At 55.8% G+C, this 24,347-nt stretch carries 28 protein-coding genes; 10 read left to right on the top strand and 18 right to left on the bottom strand.

The features are described from left to right. Positions 1-17: 17 nt before the first annotated feature. The 3 genes from PFER_RS01495 to PFER_RS01485 form a co-directional block, all read right to left on the bottom strand. Complete coding sequence (locus tag PFER_RS01495) at positions 18-1,004, bottom strand: hypothetical protein (protein WP_157254995.1); 987 nt, start codon at positions 1,002-1,004, stop codon at positions 18-20. A gap of 6 nt (positions 1,005-1,010) precedes the next feature. Next, the gene (locus PFER_RS01490; protein ID WP_048148004.1) at positions 1,011-1,199 is read right to left on the bottom strand and encodes a hypothetical protein; all 189 of its coding nucleotides are present in this window, start codon (positions 1,197-1,199) and stop codon (positions 1,011-1,013) included. 100 nt (positions 1,200-1,299) lie between these two features. Then, positions 1,300-2,073, bottom strand: coding sequence for a TrmB family transcriptional regulator (locus tag PFER_RS01485; protein ID WP_048148003.1), 774 nt, complete (start codon positions 2,071-2,073; stop codon positions 1,300-1,302). 82 nt (positions 2,074-2,155) lie between these two features. Between PFER_RS01485 and PFER_RS01480 the strand changes: the two genes are divergently transcribed. Continuing rightward, positions 2,156-3,097 (top strand): 4Fe-4S dicluster domain-containing protein, encoded by a 942-nt coding sequence (locus tag PFER_RS01480; RefSeq protein ID WP_048148002.1) that lies wholly within the window; start codon positions 2,156-2,158, stop codon positions 3,095-3,097. Between the two features lie 21 nt (positions 3,098-3,118). Here the strand turns inward: PFER_RS01480 and PFER_RS01475 are convergent, their stop codons facing one another. Beyond that, positions 3,119-3,910, bottom strand: coding sequence for an SDR family oxidoreductase (locus PFER_RS01475; protein WP_048148001.1), 792 nt, complete (start codon positions 3,908-3,910; stop codon positions 3,119-3,121). Between the two features lie 225 nt (positions 3,911-4,135). Between PFER_RS01475 and PFER_RS11810 the strand changes: the two genes are divergently transcribed. After that, complete coding sequence (locus PFER_RS11810; RefSeq protein ID WP_052696159.1) at positions 4,136-4,966, top strand: DUF835 domain-containing protein; 831 nt, start codon at positions 4,136-4,138, stop codon at positions 4,964-4,966. Here the strand turns inward: PFER_RS11810 and PFER_RS01465 are convergent. Both PFER_RS01465 and PFER_RS01460 read right to left on the bottom strand, forming a co-directional pair. Beyond that, positions 4,963-5,775, bottom strand: coding sequence for an MBL fold metallo-hydrolase (locus PFER_RS01465; RefSeq protein ID WP_048148000.1), 813 nt, complete (start codon positions 5,773-5,775; stop codon positions 4,963-4,965). The genes PFER_RS11810 and PFER_RS01465 overlap by 4 nt on opposite strands. A 79-nt stretch (positions 5,776-5,854) precedes the next feature. After that, positions 5,855-6,319, bottom strand: coding sequence for a NifB/NifX family molybdenum-iron cluster-binding protein (locus tag PFER_RS01460; RefSeq protein ID WP_048147999.1), 465 nt, complete (start codon positions 6,317-6,319; stop codon positions 5,855-5,857). A 123-nt stretch (positions 6,320-6,442) separates the two neighbouring features. On the opposite strand from PFER_RS01460, the gene sufC reads away from it, so the two are divergent. Together sufC and sufB are read left to right on the top strand one after the other, a co-directional pair. Next, the gene (gene sufC / locus PFER_RS01455) at positions 6,443-7,183 is read left to right on the top strand and encodes a Fe-S cluster assembly ATPase SufC (protein ID WP_048147998.1); all 741 of its coding nucleotides are present in this window, start codon (positions 6,443-6,445) and stop codon (positions 7,181-7,183) included. Then, positions 7,180-8,535 (top strand): SUF-like minimal system protein SmsB, encoded by a 1,356-nt coding sequence (sufB, locus tag PFER_RS01450; protein WP_048147997.1) that lies wholly within the window; start codon positions 7,180-7,182, stop codon positions 8,533-8,535. Before sufC ends, sufB begins: the two co-directional genes overlap by 4 nt. Positions 8,536-8,540: 5 nt before the next feature. Here the strand turns inward: sufB and PFER_RS01445 are convergent, their stop codons facing one another. The 5 genes from PFER_RS01445 to PFER_RS01425 form a co-directional block, all read right to left on the bottom strand. Then, positions 8,541-9,113 (bottom strand): hypothetical protein, encoded by a 573-nt coding sequence (locus PFER_RS01445; protein ID WP_048147996.1) that lies wholly within the window; start codon positions 9,111-9,113, stop codon positions 8,541-8,543. Between the two features lie 10 nt (positions 9,114-9,123). Continuing rightward, complete coding sequence (locus tag PFER_RS01440; RefSeq protein WP_048147995.1) at positions 9,124-9,708, bottom strand: DUF998 domain-containing protein; 585 nt, start codon at positions 9,706-9,708, stop codon at positions 9,124-9,126. A gap of 65 nt (positions 9,709-9,773) precedes the next feature. After that, positions 9,774-10,739, bottom strand: a complete 966-nt coding sequence (locus PFER_RS01435; protein ID WP_048147994.1) for a hypothetical protein — start codon at positions 10,737-10,739, stop codon at positions 9,774-9,776. 76 nt (positions 10,740-10,815) lie between these two features. Continuing rightward, entirely contained in the window at positions 10,816-11,013 is a 198-nt protein-coding gene (locus tag PFER_RS01430; protein WP_048147993.1) for a hypothetical protein, read from the bottom strand. Positions 11,014-11,081: 68 nt separating this feature from the next. Continuing rightward, positions 11,082-11,690: a NifB/NifX family molybdenum-iron cluster-binding protein gene (locus PFER_RS01425; RefSeq protein ID WP_048147992.1), complete on the bottom strand. Its 609-nt coding sequence runs from the start codon at positions 11,688-11,690 to the stop codon at positions 11,082-11,084. Positions 11,691-12,200: 510 nt separating this feature from the next. On the opposite strand from PFER_RS01425, the gene PFER_RS01420 reads away from it, so the two are divergent. Beyond that, positions 12,201-13,679, top strand: a complete 1,479-nt coding sequence (locus PFER_RS01420; RefSeq protein ID WP_048147991.1) for a sodium/proline symporter — start codon at positions 12,201-12,203, stop codon at positions 13,677-13,679. Positions 13,680-14,032: 353 nt separating this feature from the next. Here PFER_RS01420 and PFER_RS01415 read toward each other — a convergent pair whose 3' ends face one another. Continuing rightward, entirely contained in the window at positions 14,033-14,980 is a 948-nt protein-coding gene (locus PFER_RS01415; RefSeq protein WP_048147990.1) for a radical SAM protein, read from the bottom strand. Between the two features lie 91 nt (positions 14,981-15,071). Here PFER_RS01415 and PFER_RS01410 point away from each other — a divergent pair, with 91 nt between their 5' ends. Both PFER_RS01410 and PFER_RS01405 read left to right on the top strand, forming a co-directional pair. After that, complete coding sequence (locus PFER_RS01410; RefSeq protein WP_048147989.1) at positions 15,072-15,896, top strand: hypothetical protein; 825 nt, start codon at positions 15,072-15,074, stop codon at positions 15,894-15,896. After that, positions 15,862-16,602: a Rossmann-like domain-containing protein gene (locus PFER_RS01405; protein ID WP_048147988.1), complete on the top strand. Its 741-nt coding sequence runs from the start codon at positions 15,862-15,864 to the stop codon at positions 16,600-16,602. Before PFER_RS01410 ends, PFER_RS01405 begins: the two co-directional genes overlap by 35 nt. Here PFER_RS01405 and tsaA read toward each other — a convergent pair. Next, positions 16,599-17,105, bottom strand: a complete 507-nt coding sequence (tsaA, locus tag PFER_RS01400; RefSeq protein WP_048147987.1) for a tRNA (N6-threonylcarbamoyladenosine(37)-N6)-methyltransferase TrmO — start codon at positions 17,103-17,105, stop codon at positions 16,599-16,601. The two genes, PFER_RS01405 and tsaA, sit on opposite strands and share 4 nt — an antisense overlap. Positions 17,106-17,331: 226 nt before the next feature. Further along, positions 17,332-17,751, bottom strand: a complete 420-nt coding sequence (locus PFER_RS01395) for a NifB/NifX family molybdenum-iron cluster-binding protein (protein ID WP_048147986.1) — start codon at positions 17,749-17,751, stop codon at positions 17,332-17,334. 72 nt (positions 17,752-17,823) lie between these two features. On the opposite strand from PFER_RS01395, the gene PFER_RS01390 reads away from it, so the two are divergent. Together PFER_RS01390 and PFER_RS01385 are read left to right on the top strand one after the other, a co-directional pair. Further along, entirely contained in the window at positions 17,824-18,696 is an 873-nt protein-coding gene (locus PFER_RS01390; protein ID WP_048147985.1) for a P-loop NTPase, read from the top strand. Then, a complete protein-coding gene (locus PFER_RS01385; RefSeq protein ID WP_048147984.1) occupies positions 18,696-19,586 on the top strand; it encodes a nucleotide-binding protein in 891 nt (296 codons plus the stop codon). Before PFER_RS01390 ends, PFER_RS01385 begins: the two co-directional genes overlap by 1 nt. Positions 19,587-19,595: 9 nt before the next feature. Here PFER_RS01385 and PFER_RS01380 read toward each other — a convergent pair whose 3' ends face one another. The 3 genes from PFER_RS01380 to PFER_RS01370 are packed head-to-tail and all read right to left on the bottom strand — an operon-like array spanning position 19,596 to position 21,362. After that, a complete protein-coding gene (locus PFER_RS01380) occupies positions 19,596-20,225 on the bottom strand; it encodes a class I SAM-dependent methyltransferase (RefSeq protein WP_048147983.1) in 630 nt (209 codons plus the stop codon). Then, positions 20,212-20,553: a DUF134 domain-containing protein gene (locus PFER_RS01375; protein ID WP_048147982.1), complete on the bottom strand. Its 342-nt coding sequence runs from the start codon at positions 20,551-20,553 to the stop codon at positions 20,212-20,214. The genes PFER_RS01380 and PFER_RS01375 overlap by 14 nt, the downstream gene beginning before the upstream one ends. 50 nt (positions 20,554-20,603) lie before the next feature. Further along, entirely contained in the window at positions 20,604-21,362 is a 759-nt protein-coding gene (locus PFER_RS01370; protein WP_157254991.1) for a hypothetical protein, read from the bottom strand. Positions 21,363-21,440: 78 nt separating this feature from the next. Here PFER_RS01370 and PFER_RS01365 point away from each other — a divergent pair, with 78 nt between their 5' ends. Then, a complete protein-coding gene (locus PFER_RS01365; RefSeq protein WP_048147980.1) occupies positions 21,441-23,693 on the top strand; it encodes a DEAD/DEAH box helicase in 2,253 nt (750 codons plus the stop codon). Here the strand turns inward: PFER_RS01365 and PFER_RS01360 are convergent. Beyond that, on the bottom strand, positions 23,668-24,303 hold the full coding sequence (locus PFER_RS01360; protein ID WP_048147979.1) for a TIGR00296 family protein: 636 nt from the start codon (positions 24,301-24,303) through the stop codon (positions 23,668-23,670). The two genes, PFER_RS01365 and PFER_RS01360, sit on opposite strands and share 26 nt — an antisense overlap. Between the last annotated feature and the right edge of the window lie 44 nt (positions 24,304-24,347).

Genomic DNA, 24,347 nt, shown 5'->3' with positions numbered 1-24,347 from the left:
ACGGGATTCGAAATGGGTTACCCTTTTTTCAATACCCTGGCCACCGCTCCGGCGAACAGCGCGAGCCCAAGGAAACCCCCGAGAATCCATGAGATAACCACTAGAGGCACAGATTTTGGGAGTAAATAGGCAGCAAGCGCAACTAGGAATCCAAGGGATGCAAAAACTCTCCACGGAACCTCTGGCGGGGCGTCTGACACCTTCGAATGGGGTGATTTGACGTCAAGGTAGAGGAGTGCTCCAAAGAACACGTACAGAACCCACACACCAGCCTGCCCTTTCAGTGGAGGTATGCCCTCGGGGAACAGATAGATACCGAGCAGGGCATACATAAGGAAAAAGAGGGGGAAAATAACCAAAATCTCCCCTTTCGTGGGCAGAAGCTCCCGGAGACCATGGACAAGGCCTTTCCTCCTCCAGAGCCCGATTGAGAGAAGGATAAGAAGCCACGAGGCCGATGGAGAGAGGAGAGAGACCGTTTTTGAGGGCGAATTGACGGTCTGGTTTATCGCACAGAAAAGCACGAAGAGGACGAGAAGCATATATTGGGTTCTTTTGTTATTTAAGTACCGCGAGATCCACCCCGGAATGCCTGCGAGCACCTCATTGGAGGATGTGAGGTAGCTTTCCGCGATGATGATGGGAAGGGTGAACGACATCAAGGGGTGCCAGAGGAAGATGAGCAGGAGGAAGGGAATCACCGAGATTCCGAGGAACTTCGGCTCCGCTCCCCACCCCGGACTCCAGAGCATCTTGGTTCCGTAGGCCTCGAAGAGCCCGAAGATCTGGCCGGCAAGAAAGAGGGTGTAGAGGTCAACCTTCCGCTTTTGAAAGGCTACGTAAGCAAAAACCAGCATGTTCAGAGTGTAGAAGGGGTAAGTCACGAGGAGGCCGGAGGGCGTGAAGAAGGGGAAAGGTGTCGAGGCAGTTATAACTTCGGCGAAGTAAGTGGATAAAGCACCGAGGATAAGCCAGAAAAAATACTTTCGAAACTTTTTCACCAAAATCCCTCACAGGTAGTGGCTCAGCACGAATATTACAAAACCGATTGCGATTATCCCGAGCAGGAGGACTATCACCGTTTCGAGCCTTGAATAATCCCTAACTTCCCCAGCTTCCCGTTTGTAGCGCTCGGTCTTCTCCTTGGCAAGCATCCCGGAGCGCTTTACCGTTATCTGATCGGGCATCACGCGAACCATACACAGGCACCGGTTTCGTTCTACACCTCGAAAGTATTTTAGGGTTTCGAATTTGCTAAGGCTGATTCTTTCGCGCTCAATCAAAGCCCTTGTAAAGAGTTCAAACTCCAGCCTCGTCTATGAGGTAGAGCAACGCCGTCCTCTGGAAGGTCGGGATGAAGGGCATGGTCACGAGGATGCCCTTTAGGACGTCCTTCTCCTCGTATATCATGAGAGACTCCCTGGAATCGACGATGATAAGAGCCTTGACGGCATAATGCCCCTCAAACATCGAGTGGACGAAGATGTCCCTGAGGTCTTCCTTCCTCTGAAGCTTCCTCGGGTCAACCAACTCAACCCTCATTCCCTCAAGGTACTTCGGCCTCTTTCCTCCGAGGAGAATGACGGCAACCTCAACCCCTCTCCCATTGGTGTTCCTTAATGCCCTCGTTAGCTTCCTGGAAAACCGCCTATCAACAAAGGCCGCCATGACCTCCCTCTGTGCCCCCTCGATAAGCTCCTCGGCCTTCCCGCGGATGTTCCACTCTCCCTGGAGGTACCATACCGGATACCACTCCTTTTCCCTTTTACCTCCGCTTTTGAGGGAGATTATCGCCTCTTCGGCCGACTTTATGTACTCGTCCCTGAGTGCCCCTATGACCTTCTCCGGCTCCACCGCACGGAAGAAGGCCGGCTTCCCCCCACTGAAGTCAACGAAGCCCTTCCTGTGAAGCTCTTTCAGCACCTCGTAGACCTTCGGCCTCGGAACCCCGCTCTCCCTCGCCACTTCGCTTGCCTTTGAGGGGCCGAGGAGCACCAAAGCGGCGTAAACCCTAGCCTCATAGTCCTTAAGGCCAAGACGCTTGAGAGTTTCAACGAGCTTCTCATCGAGCATACCGCTCACCGATAGGGTGATGTAACTTAAGTAGTTACAACATCCTTTTATTTCTTTTCCCAGATTGGTATGCGGTGATGAGATGAGCCTCAAGGCGAAGCTCGCGAGAAAGTTCGTCTACGCGGTCTTCCCGGACGTGAGGAGGTACACAACCCTTAAACCGGCCTTTGAGAACTCCCCCAACTCCCCCGAAGGCAGATTAGTGCCCGAGGTGGTCGCGTTATACGGAAAGCCCGGAACCCACATACTCAAGATGGCACTCGTTCTACCCTCTCTCCTGGGCACTGCCTACTACGGGAGGAGATGCGTGACGAGCGTAGGGAGAAACCCTGGGAAGGGTAAAAAGACTGCCCCGCCGGAGTTCTTTGAGGAGCTTGAGAGCTATGCAAAATCACTCGGCGTTTTGAAAGTCGGCTACACGAAGCTTACTCCGGAGCTGGTCTTCTCTAACAGGGCGGTGCTCTTCGAGAACGCGATTGTGCTTATAGGCGAGATGAGGAAGGAGGAGATAGCGAAGGCACCTGGCTTTAGAGCCGGAATCGAGGTGTGGAGAACCTACTACCGCTTAACCCGGGCGGCCTACAAGATAGCGGAGTTTTTGAGGGAGAGGGGATACAACGCTCAACCAGATCCGGCCGTTGGTGGGAGCACGAACTTTCCGCTTCTGGCCCAGAAGGCGGGGCTGGGATACATAGGCAAGCACGGGCTTTTGATAACTCTAGAAAACGGGCCGAGCGTGAGGATAGGGGCCGTTTACACAGATCTGGAGCTTCCCTACACCGACGAGCGCGTTTGGGAATACGAGTGGATTCCGGACTTCTGCGACCGCTGCAACGCGTGCGTTAGGGCCTGCCCGGCTCAAGCTATTTACATAACGCCGAAGAGGGAGAACGGCCGGGAGGTGCACATAGATTACACGAAGTGCGCCGTCGTCTTCTCAAGAACCCTCGGATGCTCGGTCTGCGTAAAGGAGTGCACGTTCACGAAGGGGGACTACGAGAGGATAAAGCGGCCTATGAGATGATAATAGAAAAAGAGGAGGCATCTAAAACACCGAGTTAAGCCTGCCCCCATCAACGGGAATCATGGCACCGTTTATGTAGCCCCCGAGGTCGCTGGCCAAGAAAGCCACGAGGTAGCCTATCTCCTCCGGCTCACCAAGTCTTCCAAGGGGTATCGGCTTCGCGTACTCCTGGAGTGCCTCTTCAACGGTCTTGCCTTCCCGCGCTGCCCTGTCATTTGCGAGCTGTATCATCCTGTCCGTCCTTATGATGCCGGGCATTATGCCGTTGACAGTTATGCCCTTCGGCCCAAGCTCTTTCGCGAGCGTTCTCACGAGGCCGGCCATCGAAATCCTCACCACGTTGCTCAAAGCGATGTTTGAGACCGGCTCCTTTATGGCCACACTGGTGGAGTAGACTATCCTCCCAAAGCCTTTCCGCTCCATAGCCGGAACGAGCGCCTTTGTGAGATAGACAGCCGGATAGAGGAGCAGTTTAACGGCTCCTTCCCAGTCCTCCATGTCCATCTCCATGAAGTCGCCCGGCTTCGGCCCGCCGGTGGAGAAGAAGAATATGTCAGGTTCGCCGATGTTTTCGAGTTCCTTCACAGTTCTCTGGAGGTCTTCCCTCTTGGTGAGGTCGGCAACTATGTAACTGACCTCAACGTCGCTCTCGCCCTTAATCTTCTCCTTCGCCCTCTTCAGGTTCTCCTCGCTCCGTGAGAGGAGTATAACGTCCGCTCCAGCCTTCGCCAGAACCCTTGCAACGCCGAAGCCTATGCCCTTGCTTGAGGCGGTCGTGAAAGCCAGCCTCCCGGAGAGGTCTATTCCAAGCATGGGGCGTCACCGTTGGGATTACGTCCTCAACCGCTAAAATTTTTTCCGTGAATTGTTATCTACCTCCATGAACGGGGTTGCTTTTAGGAATTCTCGCGTATTCTGAAACCCTGGGAGGGAAATACAATGCAAGTGATGTTTCATTTGGGCACTCTGTCTGGCAAAATGGTAATAAAAAACCTTAAATAGGGCCCCGAATTGAAAAGAAGGGGGCCGGTGGTGTCCGTGGACATCGTGAAATTCCTCGCTAGCGAGGAGCTCAACGAGACGGTAACACTCATCATCAACGTTGTGACGTTTGCCCTAGCCTTCAGATTTAGAAAACCCTTCAAAGAGCGCTATTCGGGGGCAGGCAGATTCTACGATGCCCTGGTTCTGGCCTCCGCGGTTTGGCTTCTCGGGGAGGCCCTCTATGCCCCGGGTTATTTCCCGGAATATTTTAGTGAGGAGTTCGCTGAAAGGACCGCTTGGATAGCGGACAATGTATGGATAGTCTTCCAGCTGCTCTTTCTCTATGCCTTCGCTTCCCTTTTCCGCACACTCATCGAGAAGTACAGGGTGGAGGTCGCCCTGGAGCCTTCCGCGTCCTCCCCAGAGGTTGAGGTATGCCTTTCTCCCGGAACGTACGTCCTTCCAGTGGGGAGGGAGAAGGAGGTGTTCACGGGGCTGGCCCAGGGCATGCCCGGTCTCATTATCTCCCGAAGCCATCCCGAGCGCACTAAAAAGAGGTTCGGCCTTGAGAAAACCCCCGTCCTGTGGCTTGCGAAGGTCGAGTGCAGAGAGTGCGTGAGGCCAACGAACCTCGAGTACCTGGGCCACCTTATCGTGACGTTCCTGAAGGAAAGCAACATCCCAAAGGTAGTCCTCATAGAGAGCATGGAGTACCTTGTGATTGAGAACGACTTTGAGGGGGTCGTAAAGTTCCTCTCCAATATCAAGGACTACGCCCTCATCACAGGCTCAACCGTTCTCGTATCCACCTCACCGGACGTGTGGGACAAAAGGGAATGGGCGCTCCTGACGAGGGAGTTCCCCGAGTGGGGCGCTGATGTTTAGAGCTTCACAACCTTTCCCACGTGCAGCGGTTCAACGTTTTCAAGGTGGGCCCTGAGGTAGGCGTACTCGTCCGTCCCCGTGCAGTGGCCGGCGTAGAGCCCTTCCACACCTAGGGCTTTGAGCCCCCCTACGGTCTGCCGGAGCAGTTCCGTCTTCGCGCCCCTGAGATGAAAACCTCCGATCAGGGCTTTTATCGGCTTCCCCGTTAGCCGGGCCGCGTGTTCCGCTATGTTGAGTATTCCACTGTGGCCGCAGCCCGTTATAACCGCTATGCCCCCCTTAACCTCCACAATGAGGGCCATGTCGTCCCTGACGGGGTCTCTTAAGTACGGTCCCTCCCTCACGAGGTATCCCACGGCCCTGTCCCAGTAAACCCTTGGAATTTCTCCGGACGAGATGAACCCCGGAAGAAGCTCTTTGGGCCCGTCATTTAGGTAAAAGCGCGCTCCCAGTTTCTCTAGCTCCGCCCTCGTGAGGGGAATACCAATCTCCCTCACCCGAGGTTTTAGGGCAACCCTGCGCTCAAAAATCCCTGGATGTGCGTAAACCCCTACACCCTCCCCTCTCTCCTCGAGGAAGGCCTTTAGTCCGCCGGTATGGTCGTAATGGCCGTGCGTGAGGAACAGCGCGTCAATGGAATCCGGTTCAACCCCGAGCTCGTGCATGTTGTGGAGGAGAACCTTCCCCTCCGTCCCTGTATCAACGAGCACCCTGTAACCGTCGTGCTCAACCAGCGCGGAAAAGCCGTGGTAGCCGAGGAGCCCCTTCTTCCAGCCGGCGTGGTTCTCAAAAATTATGGTTAACTTCATAGGGGTTCGCCCCTGTTGTCTCCCTCATCCTAGTTTGGAGATTTAAGGTTTTGGTAAAATGAAAAAATGTTGAAAGGCTTCACCAGCCGCCACCGCGACCTCTACCCATACCACCGCCGGCTCCTCTGCCGCGGCCCATTCCACGTCCTCTTCCCATGCCAGCGCCGTAGCCTCCGCCCATTCCGCCGCCCTCGGGACCCATAACTGGCCCTGTGAGCTCACCGCGGAGGAAGGCCTCGACTGCCTCGCGAACCGTCATGTTTGCAGGTGCAGAGGCCATTCTTATGCCAGCGGCCTGGAGCACTCCAGACGAGTTGGGACCAAACTGACCGGCTATGACTACCTCAGCGCCCTGGTCTATGGCGAATTGTGCAGCGGTAACTCCCGCTCCCCTCGCCTGGGAGTAACCTGGATTCGGAACGACCCGAACGTTGGCTATCTGGTCGTTATCAACGTCCACTATCGTGAACGTCGGGGTTCTTCCAAAGGCGGGGTTCACCCTGTCGTCGAGTCCACCGTTTACGGTTGAAACTATTATCCTCATCTTTACCACCTCCTCCTAAATTAGGGAGGCCTAAGTTAAAAGTCTTGTGCATATGCTCATTACCCATCGGTGTTCCAATATGCTTAAAAAACGTCCCATCAAGCTACCCATGGAGGTGAGTCAATGCTCAAAGTTGACAGCATCCATGTCACCGTTGAGAACAGGGAGATTCTTAGGGGGGTCAACCTCGAGATAAGCTCCGGGGAGTTTCACGTTGTCATGGGGCCCAACGGCTCCGGAAAATCAACGCTCGCCTTAACGATAGCGGGACACCCGAAGTACAAGGTCACGGACGGTAGGATACTCTTCGATGGCGAGGACGTAACGGGCATCGGTCCGGATGAGAGGGCAAAGAGAGGGATAATGCTGGCCTTCCAGCACCCTCACGAGGTCGAGGGTGTTAGGATAATCGAGTTCCTTCAGCAGGTTCTGGTGGAGCTGAAGGGAATGGATCCAGCTGAAGCCTACGACCTCGTAGTTGAGAAGGCCAAGGAGCTCTGGTTCAAGGAGGAGGATTTGCACCGCTACGTGAACGTCGGCTTCTCCGGTGGCGAAAGGAAGAGGCTCGAGCTTCTCCAGGCGCTTCTCATAGAGCCCAAGCTCCTAATCCTTGACGAGCCGGACAGCGGCGTTGACGTTGACTCACTAAGCATAATAAGCAGGAAGATAGAGGAGCTCCACCAGCGCGGCACGGCGATACTCCTAATCACCCACTACGGGAGGATTCTAGGCCACCTTGACAGGGAGAAGATGAAAGTCCACGTCATGAAGGACGGCAGGATCGTCAAGACCGGCTCCGGCGAGCTCGCTGACCAGATCGACCGCGAAGGGTTCGCCAGAATATTCGAGGAGGTGGGAGCATGAATCTCCATTCGGAGCGCGAGACGATAACAATCGCCGAGGCGAAGGCCATCATCGAGAACCAGATCGAGGAGCTCGCAAAGAGGAACAAAGAGCCCGAGTGGATGACGAGGATAAGGTACAAGGCGCTTGAGGCTTTTGAGCGGGCCCCCCACAATGACCCCATCATCAGCGAGGAGCAGCTTCTCCAGTTCATAGCTAAGCCCGAGATCAAGAGCATCCCCGACCACATAGAGAGCCTCGAAGACCTTCCACCCGAAATGAAGGCCCTCCTCGACAGGCTGGGCATAAGCGAGGTGGAGCAGAAGTACATAGCCGGTCTGGCGGTCCAGACTGACACGGGCGTTATCTACAACCAGTTCCTCCAGGAGTGGGCGAAGAAGGGCCTCATTGTCCTCCCCACGGAGGAGGCCGTCAGAAAGTATCCCGATATGGTGAAAGAACACTTCCTCAAGCTCTTCCGCACGGACGAAAGCAAGCTTACGGCCTATCACACCGCAGTGTGGAACGGTGGAATCTTCCTCTACGTGAAGGAGGGCCTCAAGGTTCCCTTCCCGCTGCACCTGTTCTTCCTCATACAGGAGAGCGCGCTGGCACAGGCGCCGCACATAATCATAATCGCAGAGAAGAACACCGAGTTCCACCTCATAGAGGGCTGTACTGCCCCGATCCTTGTCAAGCACTCCCTCCACCTCGACATGACGGAGGCGTATCTCCACGATGGGGCGAAGGCGCAGCTCACAGTCCTCCAGAACTGGCCGGAGTACGTTCACACGAGGCCCATGACGAGGGCAAAGATAGGGAAGGGCGCGCGCTTCATCAACACGACCGTTGGCCTCGGATCAGGGAAGAGCAACGTGGCCAATCCCAAGTACTGGGTTGAGGAGAACGGCTACGTCGAACTCAACGGCATACTCCTCGGCCAGAAGGACTGGTACATTGACCTCGGGGGCGAGATGTACCTTATGGGAAAAGGCGCCTCAGGAATCAACGCGAGCAAGACCGTTATAATGGACGAGAGCAGTGTGATAACGCGCGGCGTTATAAAAGCGGAGGCACCAAAGACGAAGGGCCACATAAGCTGCGACGCCCTTCTCATGAGCGACAAAGCGTTTATGGAGACCTACCCGGGGCTTGTAAGCAGGGTGGACGACGCTGAGCTCAGCCACGAGGCCGCGATAGGCAAGATAAAGGAAGAGGAGCTCTTCTACCTCATGAGCCGCGGGCTGAGCGAGGAGAAAGCTACTCAGCTCATAGTCAAGGGCTTCCTCGACCCGATGCTCAAGGACATTCCCATGGAGTTCCTCGTCGAGATAAGGAGGATAATAGAGCTGGCCGTCAGCGGCGGAATGTGAACCGCTCAGCAGCCCTTCCTTTTTTCCTTTGGTACTTTCTCCTCAATGCCACAGCGCTCCCTGAGGGCCATAAGCTGGGTGGACGCGCTCGCCTCGAGCTTCTCAAAGTAGGCCTCCGCAAAGCTCTCCCGGGCCTCCAGGGTCAGGGCGTGGATAAAGGTCAGGTAGGCGTTGGCCATCCCGCACTCTTCGTTCTCAGCTATGGGGGGCATCATAGTGACGAGATAACCGAGGAAGTTGTGGAGAAGAAGCTGCCACTCTTTTTCGTGCCCGTTTTTGTTGAGCCAGCCCTTGAGGTTCATGAACAGCTTTAGGGCGGGAACCACAACCTCGTAGCTCCCGTACCTGCGGTAGGCGATTATGATGTACTGGAAAACCGAGATAAGGACGTTGCCAACCACGTCCTTGCTGCCCGTCTGGGCCTCAACGAATCCTTCGAACTCCCTCAGCCCTGTTTTTCCACTGTCTGCAAAGGCCAGGATGAGCGGGACGTACTGTGAGGCATACTTTGAGAAGTCCACGTTCTCGAGCTCCGGAACCTCGGGGAATATTCTGAGGAGTGCTTCTCCTACTTTCATTTTCTCACCACTATGGTTGCACGCCTTGGGACTTATAGTCTTTACCTACGGAGGCCAGGGTGGTGTAGTGCCACGTCACAACGGATAAGGCCGCTATGAACTCCGGTATGGCGATTCCCCTGAAGGTTCCAAAGGCCCACCGTGTCAGGAGAACCTCGGTGATGAAGAGTAGGACTGTGAACGTCCCAATGTTCCTGTGGCCTTCCATCCACAGCCCCAACCCGATTATCAGATAGCCGAGGCTCGCGAAGAGAAAGAAGCCCCAGCTCACGGTGTAGTGGGGTGACGTTCCCTCCGGGAATGCTCCTATCAGCGCCAGAAAAACGAGGCCGAGGGTAAAAACGCCCACTCCAGCTTTCTCCACCCTATTCCTCATCTCTCCCAGGAGGCCGATGGCGTAGTAAATCCCGAGAAGGGCGGTCAGGATCAGCGGGAGGTTGAGGAGCCAGTTGTGCGGAAGGCCTACCCTTCCGAGGTCACTTATCGCGTTGTCGGTGAGGCTCCACCACGAGCGGTTCACGAGTATGGCTAGGGCTATGCCGGAGAAGGAGACCAGTGGCGCCGTCAATCCCGCGTAGAGTTGGCTCCGCCTCATATGTCATCATCTGAATTTTGTACTTGACATTTTAACGTTTGCTGTTGGGATTGAGCCGCCTTGGACTATTGCCTCAACGCCCACCTGGCACTCCTCACAAGGCTCACCACTCCGATGCCTCCACCAATCAGCCAGAGGAGGGCGATTATCACGAACTTCAGCTCGTGGAATGGCCCCTCAACCGTCGAGAAAAGAACCCCTGAGAGCGTCCAGACGAGGGAGAACTTAAGCAGGAAGCCCATTGAAGGGGCGCACCCAACATTTTCAACCTCTGAAGCCCTTGACCTCATCAGGGCGCGGTAGAGGAGGTAGAACGTGAGGGCGTAGAATGCCCACACAAAGGCCTGGGGGGCGAGCCCCGGTATCGCTCCCCTGTTCAATCCGAGGCCGAGGGTTATGTAGTACGCCAGGAGGAAGGGCACGAGAACTTTTAGCTCCCCCACTGTCGGCAGGAGTGAGGCCATGTCCTCCCCCTCGTATTTCCTCCTCCAGAGGTGCATGAGCGCCAGAATGACTCCAAGCGTTGAAGCGAGGGAAAGGAGTGAGTGGATTGGTGAGGGGGAGTTTGAGCTTTCCAAGGCCCCGAGGATGAGAGCAAATAAGAGGGGCCTCTTCAGGATGAACCCGGGAAGTAGCTTCCTCCTTGAGGTCAGTAGCTCGGCCACCCCTACGGGCATCATGAAGGACATGAACGGATGCCAGAAGAGCACCACGACAAGGAACTCGAAGACGCTTATCCCGCCAACCTGCACAGGGGACTCCCACGAGGGGTTCCAGATTATCTTCGTGATGTACGCTTCATAAAGGCCAAAGATAACACCGGCAAGGTAGAGCGTCTCGAAGCGCGGCCTCCCAAAGCGGTAAACCACCGAAGCCAGGACAAGGGTGTGAAGGCCGTAGAGGGGGAGAATAACGAGGATTCCCCACGGAGAGAAGAAGGGGTAAAGCGTGGCCCCTATGCTAACCTCGCCGAAGAGCGCCGAGAGGGAAGCGAGAAGGAACCAGAAGAAATACCTCCGCTCTTGGGTCATCGAGCTATCTCCGGAATGAATATGTTTCGGAACTTAAAAGTGTAACCCAATTAGCATAAGCTTAAAAATAGGGCTCTTAAAAGGGCCGGGGCCGGAGAAACTCCCTCAGGAGGAGGAGCACCAGCAGGCCGGCCGCATAGGGCGCCGCAACGATAAAGAGCTTAACGAGGAAGTACAGGATCCCGATGAGGAACAGCAGGTCTATAAGGCCGTAGACGCCCCTGAAAGGGAAGAGACCGTACCTTCTGTATCCCCTGCCAAACCCGCGTGGCATATGTTTTCCTCCTGCGGTTCTAGGTTCCGTGCTTCAAACCCAATAAACGAGACTAAAAGATGCCCCCATCACCAGCCGAAGAACCTGGCGAGCCACGTCCTCCTGCTCGGCCGGCCGGTCCAGGGGCAGTAGCCAAGCTGGGCTCCCCAGCCTCTTCCGCCTCTGCCCCGTCCTCTGCCGAAACCGCGTCCTCTTCCCCAGCCGCCTCTGCCCCATCCGTATCCGGGGCCGTAGCCGTAGGCGGGGTACGGCGGGTACGCTGGAGCGGCAGGATAGGGCCCGTAGGCTGGCACGGGGCTCTGCGGAGCCGTTGGGGTCGGCGGTGCTGGAACGCTGAACTGTCCCACACTTCCCCCGGCCACCGCCTTTATGGCCTCCTCAACAGGGGTTCCTGGGGTGACCTGATAGAGCCTGATGCCCGCGGCCTGGATAGCGCCTAGGGCGTTCGGGCCGACCTGTGGGGCTATTATTGCCTCGACGCCCTCGTTGATGAGCGTCTGCACCGCCATCGGGCCGGCTCCTCCTCCGGCCATGGCTGCACCATTCTGGATGACCTTCTCGTTGGTGACGTTTCCGTTCTCGTCAACGTCCGCTATGTAAAAGGCAGGTGCCCTCGCGAACACGGGTGCAACGGTGTCGTTGAGTCCTCCACCGTTGGTAGGTACCGCAATCCTCATACCATCACCTCCTTCTATTATTTTGTGCATATGCACAACATATAAAGTTTTCGGTTGCCCTAACAAACTACCAGCTGGATAAATATTCCTACTCCGCTACATCCGATCTCCGAACTGAAACAAACGATATTCGTTTGGTGTGGTTCTGGATTATTGGGCCATCTTACGAATTTTTCCCGCCTTTGTTTGAAAATCGTGGATACAATTAGGGATAGATAAGGCTAATCGAATACTAACTACCGTTGTTTTCCAAAAACAATCTGGAAATTGCTTTATTTTTTCTTACAATAATAGACATTAATGCATCTAAATGAGCCATAATGTTTATATAGGTTCATCCAAAATATACTAATCGTCTCCTATTTGACATTATTTGCTAGCTTGTTTGAACTCTGAGGGAGGTGGAGATATGTACGGATGGGCAAAGTTCGTACTGTTGGTTCTGCCGGCCCTTATAGTGCTGGCCTCAGTGGTTGTGTACTATGCCACCGCCCCGAAGGAGGTGAGGGCATGAGCAACGCCTACGAACTGCTCAAAGAGCCCGCGGCCATGATTGCTTTCTTGTTCACTCTACTGCTGCCAATATTTGTTGGGTTTTATGCCATGAAAAGGACTAAGACCGAGGAGGACTTCTTCGTTGGCGGCAGGGCCATGGATAAGATTACCGTTGCCCTTTCGGCCGTTTCATCGGGAAGGTCAAGCTGGCTCGTTCTGGGTCTCAGTGGAATGGCTTACAAGATGGGCACTGCTGCTGTCTGGGCAGCCGCAGGATATATCACAGTTGAGATGCTCCAGTTCGTCTACATGGGAATGCGATTGAGGCGCTTCTCCGAGAAGTTTGACGCGATAACGGTTCCAGACTACTTTGAGGCTAGGTTCAGGGACACGGCTAAGATAGTGAGGCTGGTGGTCTCAATAATCATAGTCATATTCCTGACCTCGTACGTCGGTGCACAGTTCAACGCAGGTGCTAAAACCCTTAGCGCTTCACTGGGAATCAGCCTTTTCTGGGGTCTCCTGATATCGGTCTTCATGATCGTCATCTACATGGTGCTAGGTGGTTTCGTGGCAGTTGCGTACAACGACGTTATCAGGGCTGTCATAATGATAATCGGCCTTACGGTACTCCCGGTGGTTGCGGTGGCCCATGCCGGTGGCCTTGGTATGGTTCTCGACACACTCAAGGCACTTGACCCCAAACTGGTAGACCCGTGGGCATTCGGTGCAGGCGTTGTTATAGGATTCCTCGGAATAGGCCTTGGTTCCCCGGGTCAACCGCACATACTCGTCCGTTACATGTCCATTGACGACCCGGACAGGCTAAGGCAGTCAACAGTTATAGGAACCTTCTGGAACGTCGTCATGGCCTGGGGCGCCGTCTTCATAGGCCTCGCAGGAAGGGCCCTCTACCCTGATGTCAGCATGCTGCCTAACGAGAGTACTGAGATGGTGTACCCGCTCCTAAGCGCCCAGTTCTTCGGGCCGGTACTCTACGGAATCCTCATGGGAGGAATCTTCGCGGCAATACTCTCGACGGCGGACTCCCAGCTCCTCGTAGTTTCCTCGACCATCGTTAAGGACTTCTACCAGGAGGTCCTCAGGAAGGGTGAGCCACTCACCGAGGAAGTTGCTCTCAAGATAAGTAGGATTACTGTCTTCGTCATTGGCATTCTCGCGGCAATTCTCGCCTACTTCGCTAAGGACATTATATTCTGGTTCGTGCTCTTCGCCTGGGGCGGCCTTGGAGCCTCGATAGGTCCGACGTTGCTGCTTTCACTCTACTGGAAGAGGACGACCAAGTGGGGTGTCGTTGCGGGAATGGTCGTCGGAACCCTGACCACGATAATTTGGAAGCTCTACCTCAAGGCCAGTACCGGTATCTACGAGCTAGTCCCTGCATTTACGTTTGCCCTCCTGGCCACTATAGTGGTCAGCCTTATCACCAAAACCCCCGAGAACGTCGACGAGATAATGAAGGCCATGGAATGACCCTTTTCTATTTTTATCTGTTCTCTGCTTCGGTGTTCCTTGATGCCTGTTAAGTACCCGGAATCGATGCATGCTTAAGTGGGGAGAGCGTATTCCCATGGTAGTTTGAATGCTGCTTGGAGAAGTTAGGAGGACGGCACTTTCCCTTGTCGATGGTCTCGAACTGCTTGATTCTGGCTTCACCCTTCTCGAGAGGCCGATTTTGCCCATCAATTTGTCGAGGACCACCACAAACCTTGCCAGAATCCCGCTGTCCTCGAGTATTGCAAGTAAGATGCAAAATATCCTGTGTACAGAACCCCAACGCTTATCCCGACAGTATCGCCCTAACGCTTTGGCAAAAAATAGGGGGATTACTCCCTGCTCTTCAGCTTCCTCATGTAGAACTTCCTTCCGTTGTATTCGAGCTCTATCAGCGTTCCTTCTTTCAGGAGCTTCTCAACGACGCTCCAGTCGGCGTTCGCCTTCTCCAGGAACTCCCTAACGGCTTCCTCGCGCATTGGGTGAACCGCGGTTATGCTCAGCAGATCCTCCTCAACGTTGCCTGTGAAGGCGAAAGCGTTCCCCTCGTAGCCTATGAGGTACTCAACCCGTTCTTCTCCCAGAATCTCGCTGAAGATCTGGTAAGCGCGGTGGATTACTTCTTCCTTAGCCGGTTTTACCCACGGCTCTGCCGGCGGCCTCGTGGGGATCGCTATGTACGCTTTATCCGGTTTCAGCTCCTTCAGAAACTCGGCTATCTTCTCAAACTCGTCTCCGTAGTCTATTTCATCTACCAGCATCGTCTCGGTGACGACCTTTCCCCTAAAGTCCTTCCTGAACTCCAGCATGCTCTCGAGGATCTTCTCAAGACTCAGGCTCTTGTGGGGCCTGTTTATTCTCCTCCAGAGCGGCTCGCTGACGGCATCGACCTTCAGCGAGACGAAGTCGAACTTTAGGAGATCCTCCCTGACGTCCTCCCTCCAGATGAGCGAGGAGTTCGTGAGAATCGCGAGGGGAATTCCAAATGTCTTCAAGAGTTCAACTTCCCTTCCGAGGTTGATGTCGAGAGTCGGCTCTCCATCGGGGACGAATGTGATGTAGTCTATCCGCTCGTTCCTCGCGAGCGCTTCTTCTACTTTCTCCTTAACCTCCTGGAAGATTAGTTCTGGCTCGTAGAAGGGCCTCCTCTCAAGTTCCATCCTCAGGGTCTTCCCTATCTGGCAGTAAACGCAGGCGAATGAGCACACCTTATCGGGGATGTTGTTCACACCGAGGCTCCTGCCGAGCCTCCTTGAAGGGACCGGTCCGAAGGCTATCATACCACCACCGGAGTTAGGTTGCCCTAAAGGTGTATAAGGGTTTCCTCGGAAGGTTCATATACGTGTTCAGCGACATGGGGACGGTGACCGTATGAGGATAGCCGTCTTGGGGGAGCTCTCCTTTGAAGTGCCTGAAAACTCGTGGTGGAGCTTTTACAACAGTCCGTATCCTGCCCACAGGCTCGGTACGGCCCTTGACGTTTACTTCCCTGAGGAGGCACTCTACCCTCTCGAAGGGGGCATCGTGGTGGACACCCGAAAGGTTAGAACGCCCTCTTATATTCCGGTGAGGGAGGACTATCTAACGGTTATACGGGCCAATGGGGTCTGTCTGAAGGTGCTTCATGTGAGACCTGCCGTTAGAAAGGGTGAACGTCTGACCCTCGGTGACCCCATTGGGGAGATGGTAGCTTCCGGATTCTTCAGCCCATGGAGCAACAGACATGCCCACTTTGAGCTAAGGCCTTGTGAAGATGCCTTCAGGGCCCGCGGTGCCTTCTCCCTACGCTCGCTCATCCACCCACTGGTGCTGAGTGCTAAAGGGGATGAGTTTGAGGTCGTTGAGTGTCATGGGCACTACTGCTGGGCACGTCCGGTGAAGAGGGGCGAACCCTCCCTCACGCCCCTGCTCTCAAGGGGTACTCCACTGGAAGGTGGCCTCCCGCACTACCGCTATGGCGCCCTCTTCGGGAAGACTGGGAAGGTGAGCATTTTTGGGCTGGAGCTCCCCGTGGTGGATAGGCTCTCAAACGGCGTTTCGATTTTTGAGACAAACTTTAAGGTGCTGGCTGATGGAAGGGAGATAAGGGGAATTGGGGCTTACTGCAACAACCCGCTGATCAAACTGGTGGGCACGTTCGAAGAGGGGGAGGTGGTGAAAATTGCTTTTGAGCGAAATCAAAAGAAAGGCTCTTGAGCTCTCAGACGGGCTTAAACTGCTCGATTTCGGCTTTGGGTTGCCCTACACCTGGATATTGGCGGAAGGGCCAGATGGAAAGGCCCTGGGCGTCGCCATGACTCTTCCTGAGGAGATTCAGAGGTACAGGAACTCGATAGACGAGCCATCCATTGAGGCCTTCATCGAAAAGGCCGACAGCCTGAACGTCATCGAGCGAACCCTCGGGATAGCGGCGATAAACGCGGTCTCACAGTACCACATCGACCTGAGCGGCGCGGAGTGGGTTGACGTCCTTGAGCTCCTCCCAGAAGACGCGGGCAGAGTGGCCATGATAGGCAACATGCCGCCGGTGGTCAGGGCTCTCCGCGAGAAGGGAATTAAAACCCTCGTCTTCGAGAGGAACCCGAAGCTCTGGGATAGAGAGACTCTCAGCGACGCTTTAGAGTACATTCTTCTCCCGGGGGCTGAAGCGGTAATCGCCAGCGGCTCAGCGCTCGTAAACGGGACCCTTGAGATGATCCTCGACAGGGCGAAAAATGCGGAACTGATAGTTCTGACCGGCCCAACAGCCCAGCTCCATCCGGAGCTCGTCAAAGGGACGGGAATTACCCACCTCGCGGCGATGAACGTGGTGAACCTTAAAAGGGCCCTCCTCGGCCTTAAGCTCGGCTCCTTCAGGGGGTTTGAGGAGGGCAACAGGAAGTACGTGGTGGAGGTTCGCTAACCACTTGCGAACCTTCCATCGTCTTTTGCCTCTGGGAGCTTGTGGACGTTTTCTTCAAGCCAGCCGGCTCTCACTCCTTCCCTGTAGTCGAACTCTGGCACATAGGGCTTTATGTCCAGGAGGGGAGTTCCATCTAGGACATCAACGTCCTCAACTATCAGGACGTTTCCGCGCCTCTCAACGAGTCTCACTATTGAGATGCCGATTGGGTTCGGCCGCGCCGGTGCCCTCGTGGCGAATACTCCGTGGTAGTTCTCGTCCATGTATGGCCTCACTAAAAGACTTCTGAACTTCGCCCTGTGGAAGTGGTAGATCAAAATCACGTGTGAGAAGCCCTCGATATCCTTTAGGCCCTCCTCGAACTCAGAAAGTACATCAACGGTTCCTTTAACCCCCCTTGCCGCGGAAGCCTGTATTGGGACGTCTTTGGGCTCCTTGAAAGGGCTGTGAATGACTCCAACCGGGCGATAGCACATATTTGTATAACTCTTCTCTCCGTTCATGTCTATCCCCATGCAATTTGGAGGCGGGGTATTTTAAGCTATCCACCGTTATGGTGCACAACTTGAACTCCCGGTGAACTGGAGGGTATCTGTGCTAGACTGCTAGGGGGATGGAGGGCGAGAAACGCGTACGGTGCGGAGAGGGCCGCCACCTTCGGCACGATGCCCGGGAACCCCATGGAGAAACCCTCTGGTTGTTCCCGTGGGAGAAGGGGGGAGTGAAGGCTCACTCCTCTATCGGGGGCTTCTCCGCCTTCTTTGCCCCCACCTGCTCCCAGAGGTCGTCGAAGTTCTCCACGACCCTCTGGAGGGCCACGCTCAGATCCCTCGTCCTCGTGAAAAAGGCTACCTTGTTGGTCTTGTCACGGATTCTCAAAAAGTTCGGTCCCATTCTAAAGGCCGCTAAAACATCAACGTCGAGGAGCTGGCCCACAACGGCCTTGAATTTCCTCGGGTCTCCGTGCCCCTCGTCCTCTTCCTCCTCAAAGTCCCTGGCCTTATTGTGCCTCTTTTCGAGGAGCTTTACGCTCCCGTCCTCGCAGACCTCGTAGATCGCGAAGAACTCCGAGTCGCCGTAGTGAGCGTCTATAAGGTGTTCGTCATCTTCCATTCCAAAGGCAACCTTGAGGCATCTCTTTTCCGCCATGAGCACCACCGTTTTGAGCTTATGCACAAAGTTTAAAAGCTTTTAGGTTGCCCTAATTCCGGAGGTGAGAGCTTGCAGATAGCCGTGAGCGGTGGAAAAGGGGGTACTGGAAAGTCTACAGTGGCTGTAAACCTTGCTGTAGCACTCAAAAAGCTCGGAACGGAGCTTACTTTTGCCGACCTCGATGTTGAGGCTCCGAACGACCACCTTCTCCTGGGGGTGGAGCTCAAAAACGAGAGGGCTGTTATGCAGTTCATGCCGCGCTTCGATTACTCGAAGTGTACAAAATGCCGGAAGTGTGCGGAGGTCTGCGAGGAGCACGCCATCATAACCATGCGCGATGGAACGCCTTTCCTCATGCCGACGCTCTGCTCCGGCTGCCGGGCATGTGAAATCGTCTGTCCCGTCCTGGGGGCCATACTCCCGGGGGAGAGGCTCATAGGGCACACCTACGTTACGGAAACCCCCTACGGCTTCACCCTCGTCACGGGCAAACTGAGGGAGGGCGAAGAGAGGTCAATGCCCCTCGTAGTTGCGGCAAAGAAGAAGGCGCTTGAGGTGAGGGAGGGGCTCCTGATGGTGGATACGGCGGCCGGAACCGGCAATACAGTTTCCAAGGCTATCGAGGGTTCAAAGCTCCTCATAGCGGTTACCGAGCCAACCCCCCTCGGAATCCACGACACGGAACTCATCCTCGAGCTTGGGAGGCTTATGGGTATTCCAACGTGGGTCGTGGTGAACAGGGCAGACCTCGGCGAGAAGGAGAAGGTCTACGGGCTCGCCCGGAAGTACGGGGCCGAGGTGGTTGCGGAGATACCCTACAGCGAGAACATCGTGAGGAGCTACGTTGAGGGGAAGCCGATAGTCCTGATCGAGTACCCCGAAGCGGAGATATTCAAAGGCCTTGCCAAGAGGGTTCTCGAATTCCTCGGAGGTGGTGAGTGATGCAGATAGCGATAGCGAGCGGCAAGGGCGGTGTTGGAAAGAGCACCATCACAGCCTCGCTCCTCTACTTCCTCAAGGACGAGTACTCGTTTGTGGCGGTTGATGCCGACGCTGAGGCGCCAAACCTCGGCCTCCTCCTCGGCGTCAGGGAGTGGGAGGAGGAGAGGGAGCATGTGGGTGCAAAGGTCGCGCGCATAAACACCGAGAGCTGCATAAGGTGCGGCATATGTATGGAGCGCTGCCCCTACGATTGTATTTACCTCGACGAGGAGGGCAACTACGTCGTGAACGAGCTGACGTGCGAGGGCTGCAACGTCTGCGGTCTGGTGTGCCCGGTGGCGGGAACCATAAGCCTCGAGGAGGTCCGCTCCGGCGTTGTCAGGAAGGCGACCACCAAGTACGGCTTCCCCATCATCTCGGCCCAGCTCGACGTTGGAAGGCCCGAGAGCGGAAAGCTGGTAACTGAAGAGAAGGAATGGGCCGCGAAGCTGATGAAGGAGCTCAACCTCGAGCACATGATAGTTGACAGCGCCGCTGGTATAGGCTGCCAGGTGATAGCGAGCCTTGGAGGAGCGGACGTTGCCATACTCATAGCCGAGCCGACGCCAGCTTCACTCAGCGACGTCCAGAGGGCCTACAAGGTCGTTCAGCACTTCAGGGAACCGGCCTACCTCATAATCAACAAGGCCGACATCAACCCCGGCTTTACCGCCCTCAGGGAGTGGGCCGAGAGCGAGGGCATCCCCATACTTGGAGAAGTGCCCTACGATAGGGCCATTCCAAGGAGCATGGTGGTGCTCAGGCCGGTGGTGGAAGCGTTCCCCGACTCAAAGGCTTCCCTCGCGATAAGGGGGATAGCCGAGAGGATAAAAGAGGAGATAATCGGCTGATTTCCTTTTTCATTTGACTGCCTTTATTACCACGAAGCTTCCCTCTCCGTAGCCCTTCTTAACGGGTTCAATCTCCTTAACCTCTTCTAGGGGATGGAAGAGCGTCTGGACGAACTCAAACTCCCTAAAGCCCGCTTTCTTCAGGAGTTCCACGACCTCCGCGGTCGAGAAGAACTTCGCCTCGCGATAGAAAACACTCCTCTCCTTGTTGCGTTCGTACTCCCTTCCTATGGGGCTCTCCCTGTCAACGAAGCCGATTACAATCGCTCCCCCGGGTTTCAGGACGCGGTAGGCCTCCTTCAAAGCTTTCTCGGGGTCGTCAACGAAGCAAATCGTTGTGACCATGAGGAGGTAGTCAAGGCTCTCGTCCTCAAAGGGTAAGTCCTCGGCAGTCCCCTCAATGACCTCCACACCCCTTAGTCTCGCGAGATCCGCCATACTCCGTGAGGGTTCGACACCGAGTTTTACGCCAAGGGGCGCGGCAAAGCGACCCGTCCCAACGCCTATCTCAGCCCCTATTCCTTCCCTGGGGAGGAGCATCTTAACGGCCTCAAGTTCCGAGAGGTAGGCGTAGCGGTGCCTCTCGAACCACTCCTCGTAGCGCTCCCTGAAGTTTTCGAAGGGTTCAGTCTTCGGCATCCTTCGGCACCTCGTTCCCCTGAGGCAGGATTATCAGTTCCCTGCCCTCCACTATCATGAGGGCGACCTTCCTGCGGGCGGAAGTGAGGGCGCGCCACACGGTGCCCCTTGAGACACCCATCTTTCTACCCGCCTCCTCCTGGGTGAGCCCCTCGTGGTCAACGAGCCTCAAGGCCTCGAACTCCTCATAGCTCATGAATATCGGCGGCTTGGGAGGGCTCAAGGGGGGTCCAGCGGGATAGAAGTGCCTGACCTGCGGGATGAAGCCTATCCTCCGCCTCTTTCTCCTTCTTCCCCGCCTCCATCCGGGTCCCATTCCTCCGGGCATTCTTTCACCTGAATGAAGATGGGAAAAGGGGTTTTAGAAAGTTTTGGTGTTCACTGGATGGGCTCGAACCTGAGCTCCACCTTCCCCTCATCTCCGCGAAGGAGGACGTAGAAGGCGCCCACTTTTCCCTCCGGAAGGAACCCCAACGACTCACGCTCACTATAGGCCATTGGTGTGGCGTTAATGTTTTCATTCGCCTCACAGGAGAGGACGTTCTCCCCGTCCTCCGCTATCCTCGGGCCACAGCGCCATGTTGGTGGGGTTGATGATTTTTCAAGGCTCCAGTTGTGGGGGTAGATGACCGTAAACTCCGCTCTCGCTCCGGAGTTCAGGATGTAGAATACCACCAGGAGCTTTTCGTCCCCCCTCTCGAGGAGCGTGTATGCATGAAACGCCTCGAACTCCGCCACCTTCGGGTAGGATATCATCTCAAAGTGGGGCGGGATGAAGTTAGGAGTACCGAGGCTTGCAGAATAGCTCCCGTTCTCAACGAGGTAAGTGAACGCCCCCGAGAAGTTTGAGGCGATGCCCTCCTTCATGGAGAGGTTGGCGAGAGAGATGACGTAGTTCGGGTTGTGGGTTTCGTTGAATGCACTCACCATGGCATCACCGAGCTCTTCCAGGTTTGCAGAGCTCGGAAGGAGGGCCTCCACCTCCCCGGGCGATGGAGGGGTGAAGTTGTAGTAAACCGAAGGGTAAGCTTTCTCGCAGCTTTCCCTCCCTCCCGAGTGGCCGTAGGCGATGAGCGCGATTATGAGGAGGCCCGCAATAGTCACTAACTTCCATGTGTTGTTCCTCATATTACTCACCGTGATTGGTTTGAGTTATTCCCTATTTAAGGTTTTTCCGGCGGCGCGTTTATAAACCGTGGTGCACTAATTGAGGTGATGTACCTGCGAAGAGAGCTCATCCAGCCCCGCGTATATCAGGAGGTTATATACGCCCGATGCAAGGAGCGGAACTGCCTGGTGGTCCTGCCCACCGGGTTAGGCAAGACGCTTATAGCGATGCTTATAGCCGACTACCGCCTCTCGAAGTACGGCGGGAAGGTTCTCATGCTCGCCCCGACGAAGCCCCTGGCCCTTCAGCACAGGGAGAGCTTTTTGAGGCTCTTCAACCTCCCGGAGGAGGCGATAAACACCCTCACGGGCGAACTTTCCCCCGAGAAGAGAAGGGAGGTATGGAGGAGGAGCAAGATAATAACCGCCACGCCCCAGACGGTGGAGAACGACCTTGTAACCGGGAGGATAGACCTCGGGGAGGTATCGCTTCTCGTTTTCGATGAGGCGCACAGGGCCGTCGGGAACTACGCCTACGTGTACATAGCGAAGGAGTACCTGCGGAGCGCCAGAAACCCCCTTGTTCTTGGCCTCACGGCCTCTCCGGGAGGCACGGAGGAGAAGATACGCGAGATATTGAAAAACCTCGGGATTGAGCACGTGGAGGTGAGGACGGAGAGGTCTCCCGATGTGAGACCCTACGTTCAGGGGGTTAAGGTGGAGTGGGTCAAGGTTGAGCTGCCCGACCTCTACAAGGACGTGAGGAAGCTCCTGCGCGAGCTCTTAAAGGACTCCCTCAAACCCCTGAAGGAGGCCGGGATGATAGAGTCGTACTCTCCCGACGTCCCGAAGAAGGTTATCCTCGAGGTGGGGAGCAGGCTGAACAGGGAGCTCGCCTCCGGAAACTACTCCCTCGCGCGTCTCAGAATTTATCAGGCCATGGCCATGAAGCTCTACCACGCGATTGAGCTCCTCGAAACCCAGGGGCTCTCCGCGCTCAGAGCCTACCTAAAGAAGCTCATCGAGGAGGGGAAGAAGGGGCGCACCAAGTCGGCCCGTATTCTAATGGAAGACACCCGTATGAGGAAGGCCCTTGCCCTCGTGGTTCAGGCGAGCGAGCTAGGACTTGACCACCCAAAGATGGAGAAGCTCTTTGAACTCGTGAGGGCCCAGCTTGAGGCGAAGGAGAACGCCAAGGTGATAGTCTTCACCAACTACCGCGAGACCTCGAAGAGGCTCGCCACGGAGCTCAACGCGATGGGGATAAAAGCCGTCCGCTTCGTTGGGCAGGCCAGCAGGGGAAAGGACAAGGGGATGAACCAGAAAAAGCAGAAGGAGATACTCGAGCTCTTCTCGGCCGGCGCTTTTCCCGTGCTCGTTGCCACGAGCGTTGGGGAGGAAGGCCTTGACGTTCCGGAGGTTGACCTCGTGGTTTTCTATGAGCCTGTTCCCTCGGCCATAAGGAGCATACAGAGGAGGGGAAGGACGGGAAGGCACAGACCCGGACGCGTGGTCGTGCTCATGGCGAGGGGAACGAGGGACGAGGCCTACTACTGGAGCTCCCGGAGAAAGGAGGAGGGAATGTTTGAGGCCCTTAAGAGGGTGAGTGAGATGGTGAAAAGGGAGAAGCAGGCTTCCCTCACGAGCTTTGTTAAGCCGAAGGAGGCTCCAAAGGAGGAGCCGAAAGAGGCCCCGGTGTTCGAGAAGCCGGATAAGAGGGGGGTTACCGTTTACGTTGACAGCAGGGAGCTGAAGAGCGGCGTCCCCAAGTTCCTGAAGGAGCTGGGGGCGGAAGTGGTGGTCAAAACGCTCGACGTTGGGGACTACGTCGTTGCTGATGACGTTGCCATAGAGAGGAAGAGCGGGAACGATTTTATTCAGTCCATCATTGACGGGAGGCTCTTCGAGCAGATGGGCCGTCTGAGGGAGGCCTACCCGAGGGCGGTCGTGATAGTGGAGGGCGAGCTCTATGGGGTGAGAAACGTCCATCCCAACGCCATAAGGGGTGCCCTAGCTGCCCTCGCCGTGGACTGGGGCGTGCCCATACTCTTCTCAAGGGACGCGAAGGAGACGGCGAGCTTCATACACCTCATAGCCAGGCGCGAGCAGGAGGAGAAGAGAAGGGAGGTCTCACTCAGGGGCGAGAAGAAGGCCTTAACATTGGCGGGGAGGCAGAGGTTGATAGTTGAGGGTTTACCCAACGTCTCCGCAACCCTGGCCAAGCGTCTCCTCAAGCACTTCGGCAGCGTGGAGAGGGTCTTCACCGCAACGGAGGAGGAGCTCATGGAGGTGGAGGGCATAGGGGAAAAGAAGGCGAGGGAGATACGGAAGGTCATCACCGCCCCCTACGAGGAGGAGTGAGCGGCTTCCGTTTTACCGGCCCCTTCGGCTTTTCTTCCTCAAATATCTCCGCGGTGAAGCGGTAGAACCTGCTCTCCTCATCCAGCCAGCAGTCTGGAGGGAGGCCCGCCTTCCAGCACGTCTCGGCCAAAAACTCCTCCTCGTCCCATCCCCACTCCACGGGCACCTGCGGGAGGAGCAGTCCGCTGTAAGGGCCCCTCTCCACTATAAGGCCGTCCCTCCCGATTTTTATCTTCTTCGGACGCTCGATTGGGGGCCCCTCTATGAGCTCCGGGGGCGTTAGAACGCTCACTTCTATGAGGAGGCCGTCCAGCTCTTCGGCTTCAACGGGTGGAAAGCGCGGATCCTCAACCGCGGCCGCTATCGCCGCCCTTATCGTGGCCTTCACGAGGGGGAGGTATGGTAAGGGGTAGCCTATGCAGCCCCTAAGAGCGCTCTGGGGGGGAGTTTTGTGACGGTTGAGCGTAACGAAGACACCCATCTTTTCCCAGAGCTTCTCAGGGGTGTCCTCAGGTGGCTCGATCTCCCTCCCCGTCCGGAGGTACTCCTCTATGGCCTTCCTAGCCAGCCTCACGAGGAACTCCCCTTCTTCATCGGTGATGTGGTACACGGTATCACCCCTAGGTGTATCGCTCTCAAACTATTTAACCATAT

This window comes from Palaeococcus ferrophilus DSM 13482, assembly GCF_000966265.1.
Lineage (GTDB): Archaea > Methanobacteriota_B > Thermococci > Thermococcales > Thermococcaceae > Palaeococcus > Palaeococcus ferrophilus.
This window is presented reverse-complemented; position numbering and strand designations above follow the sequence as displayed.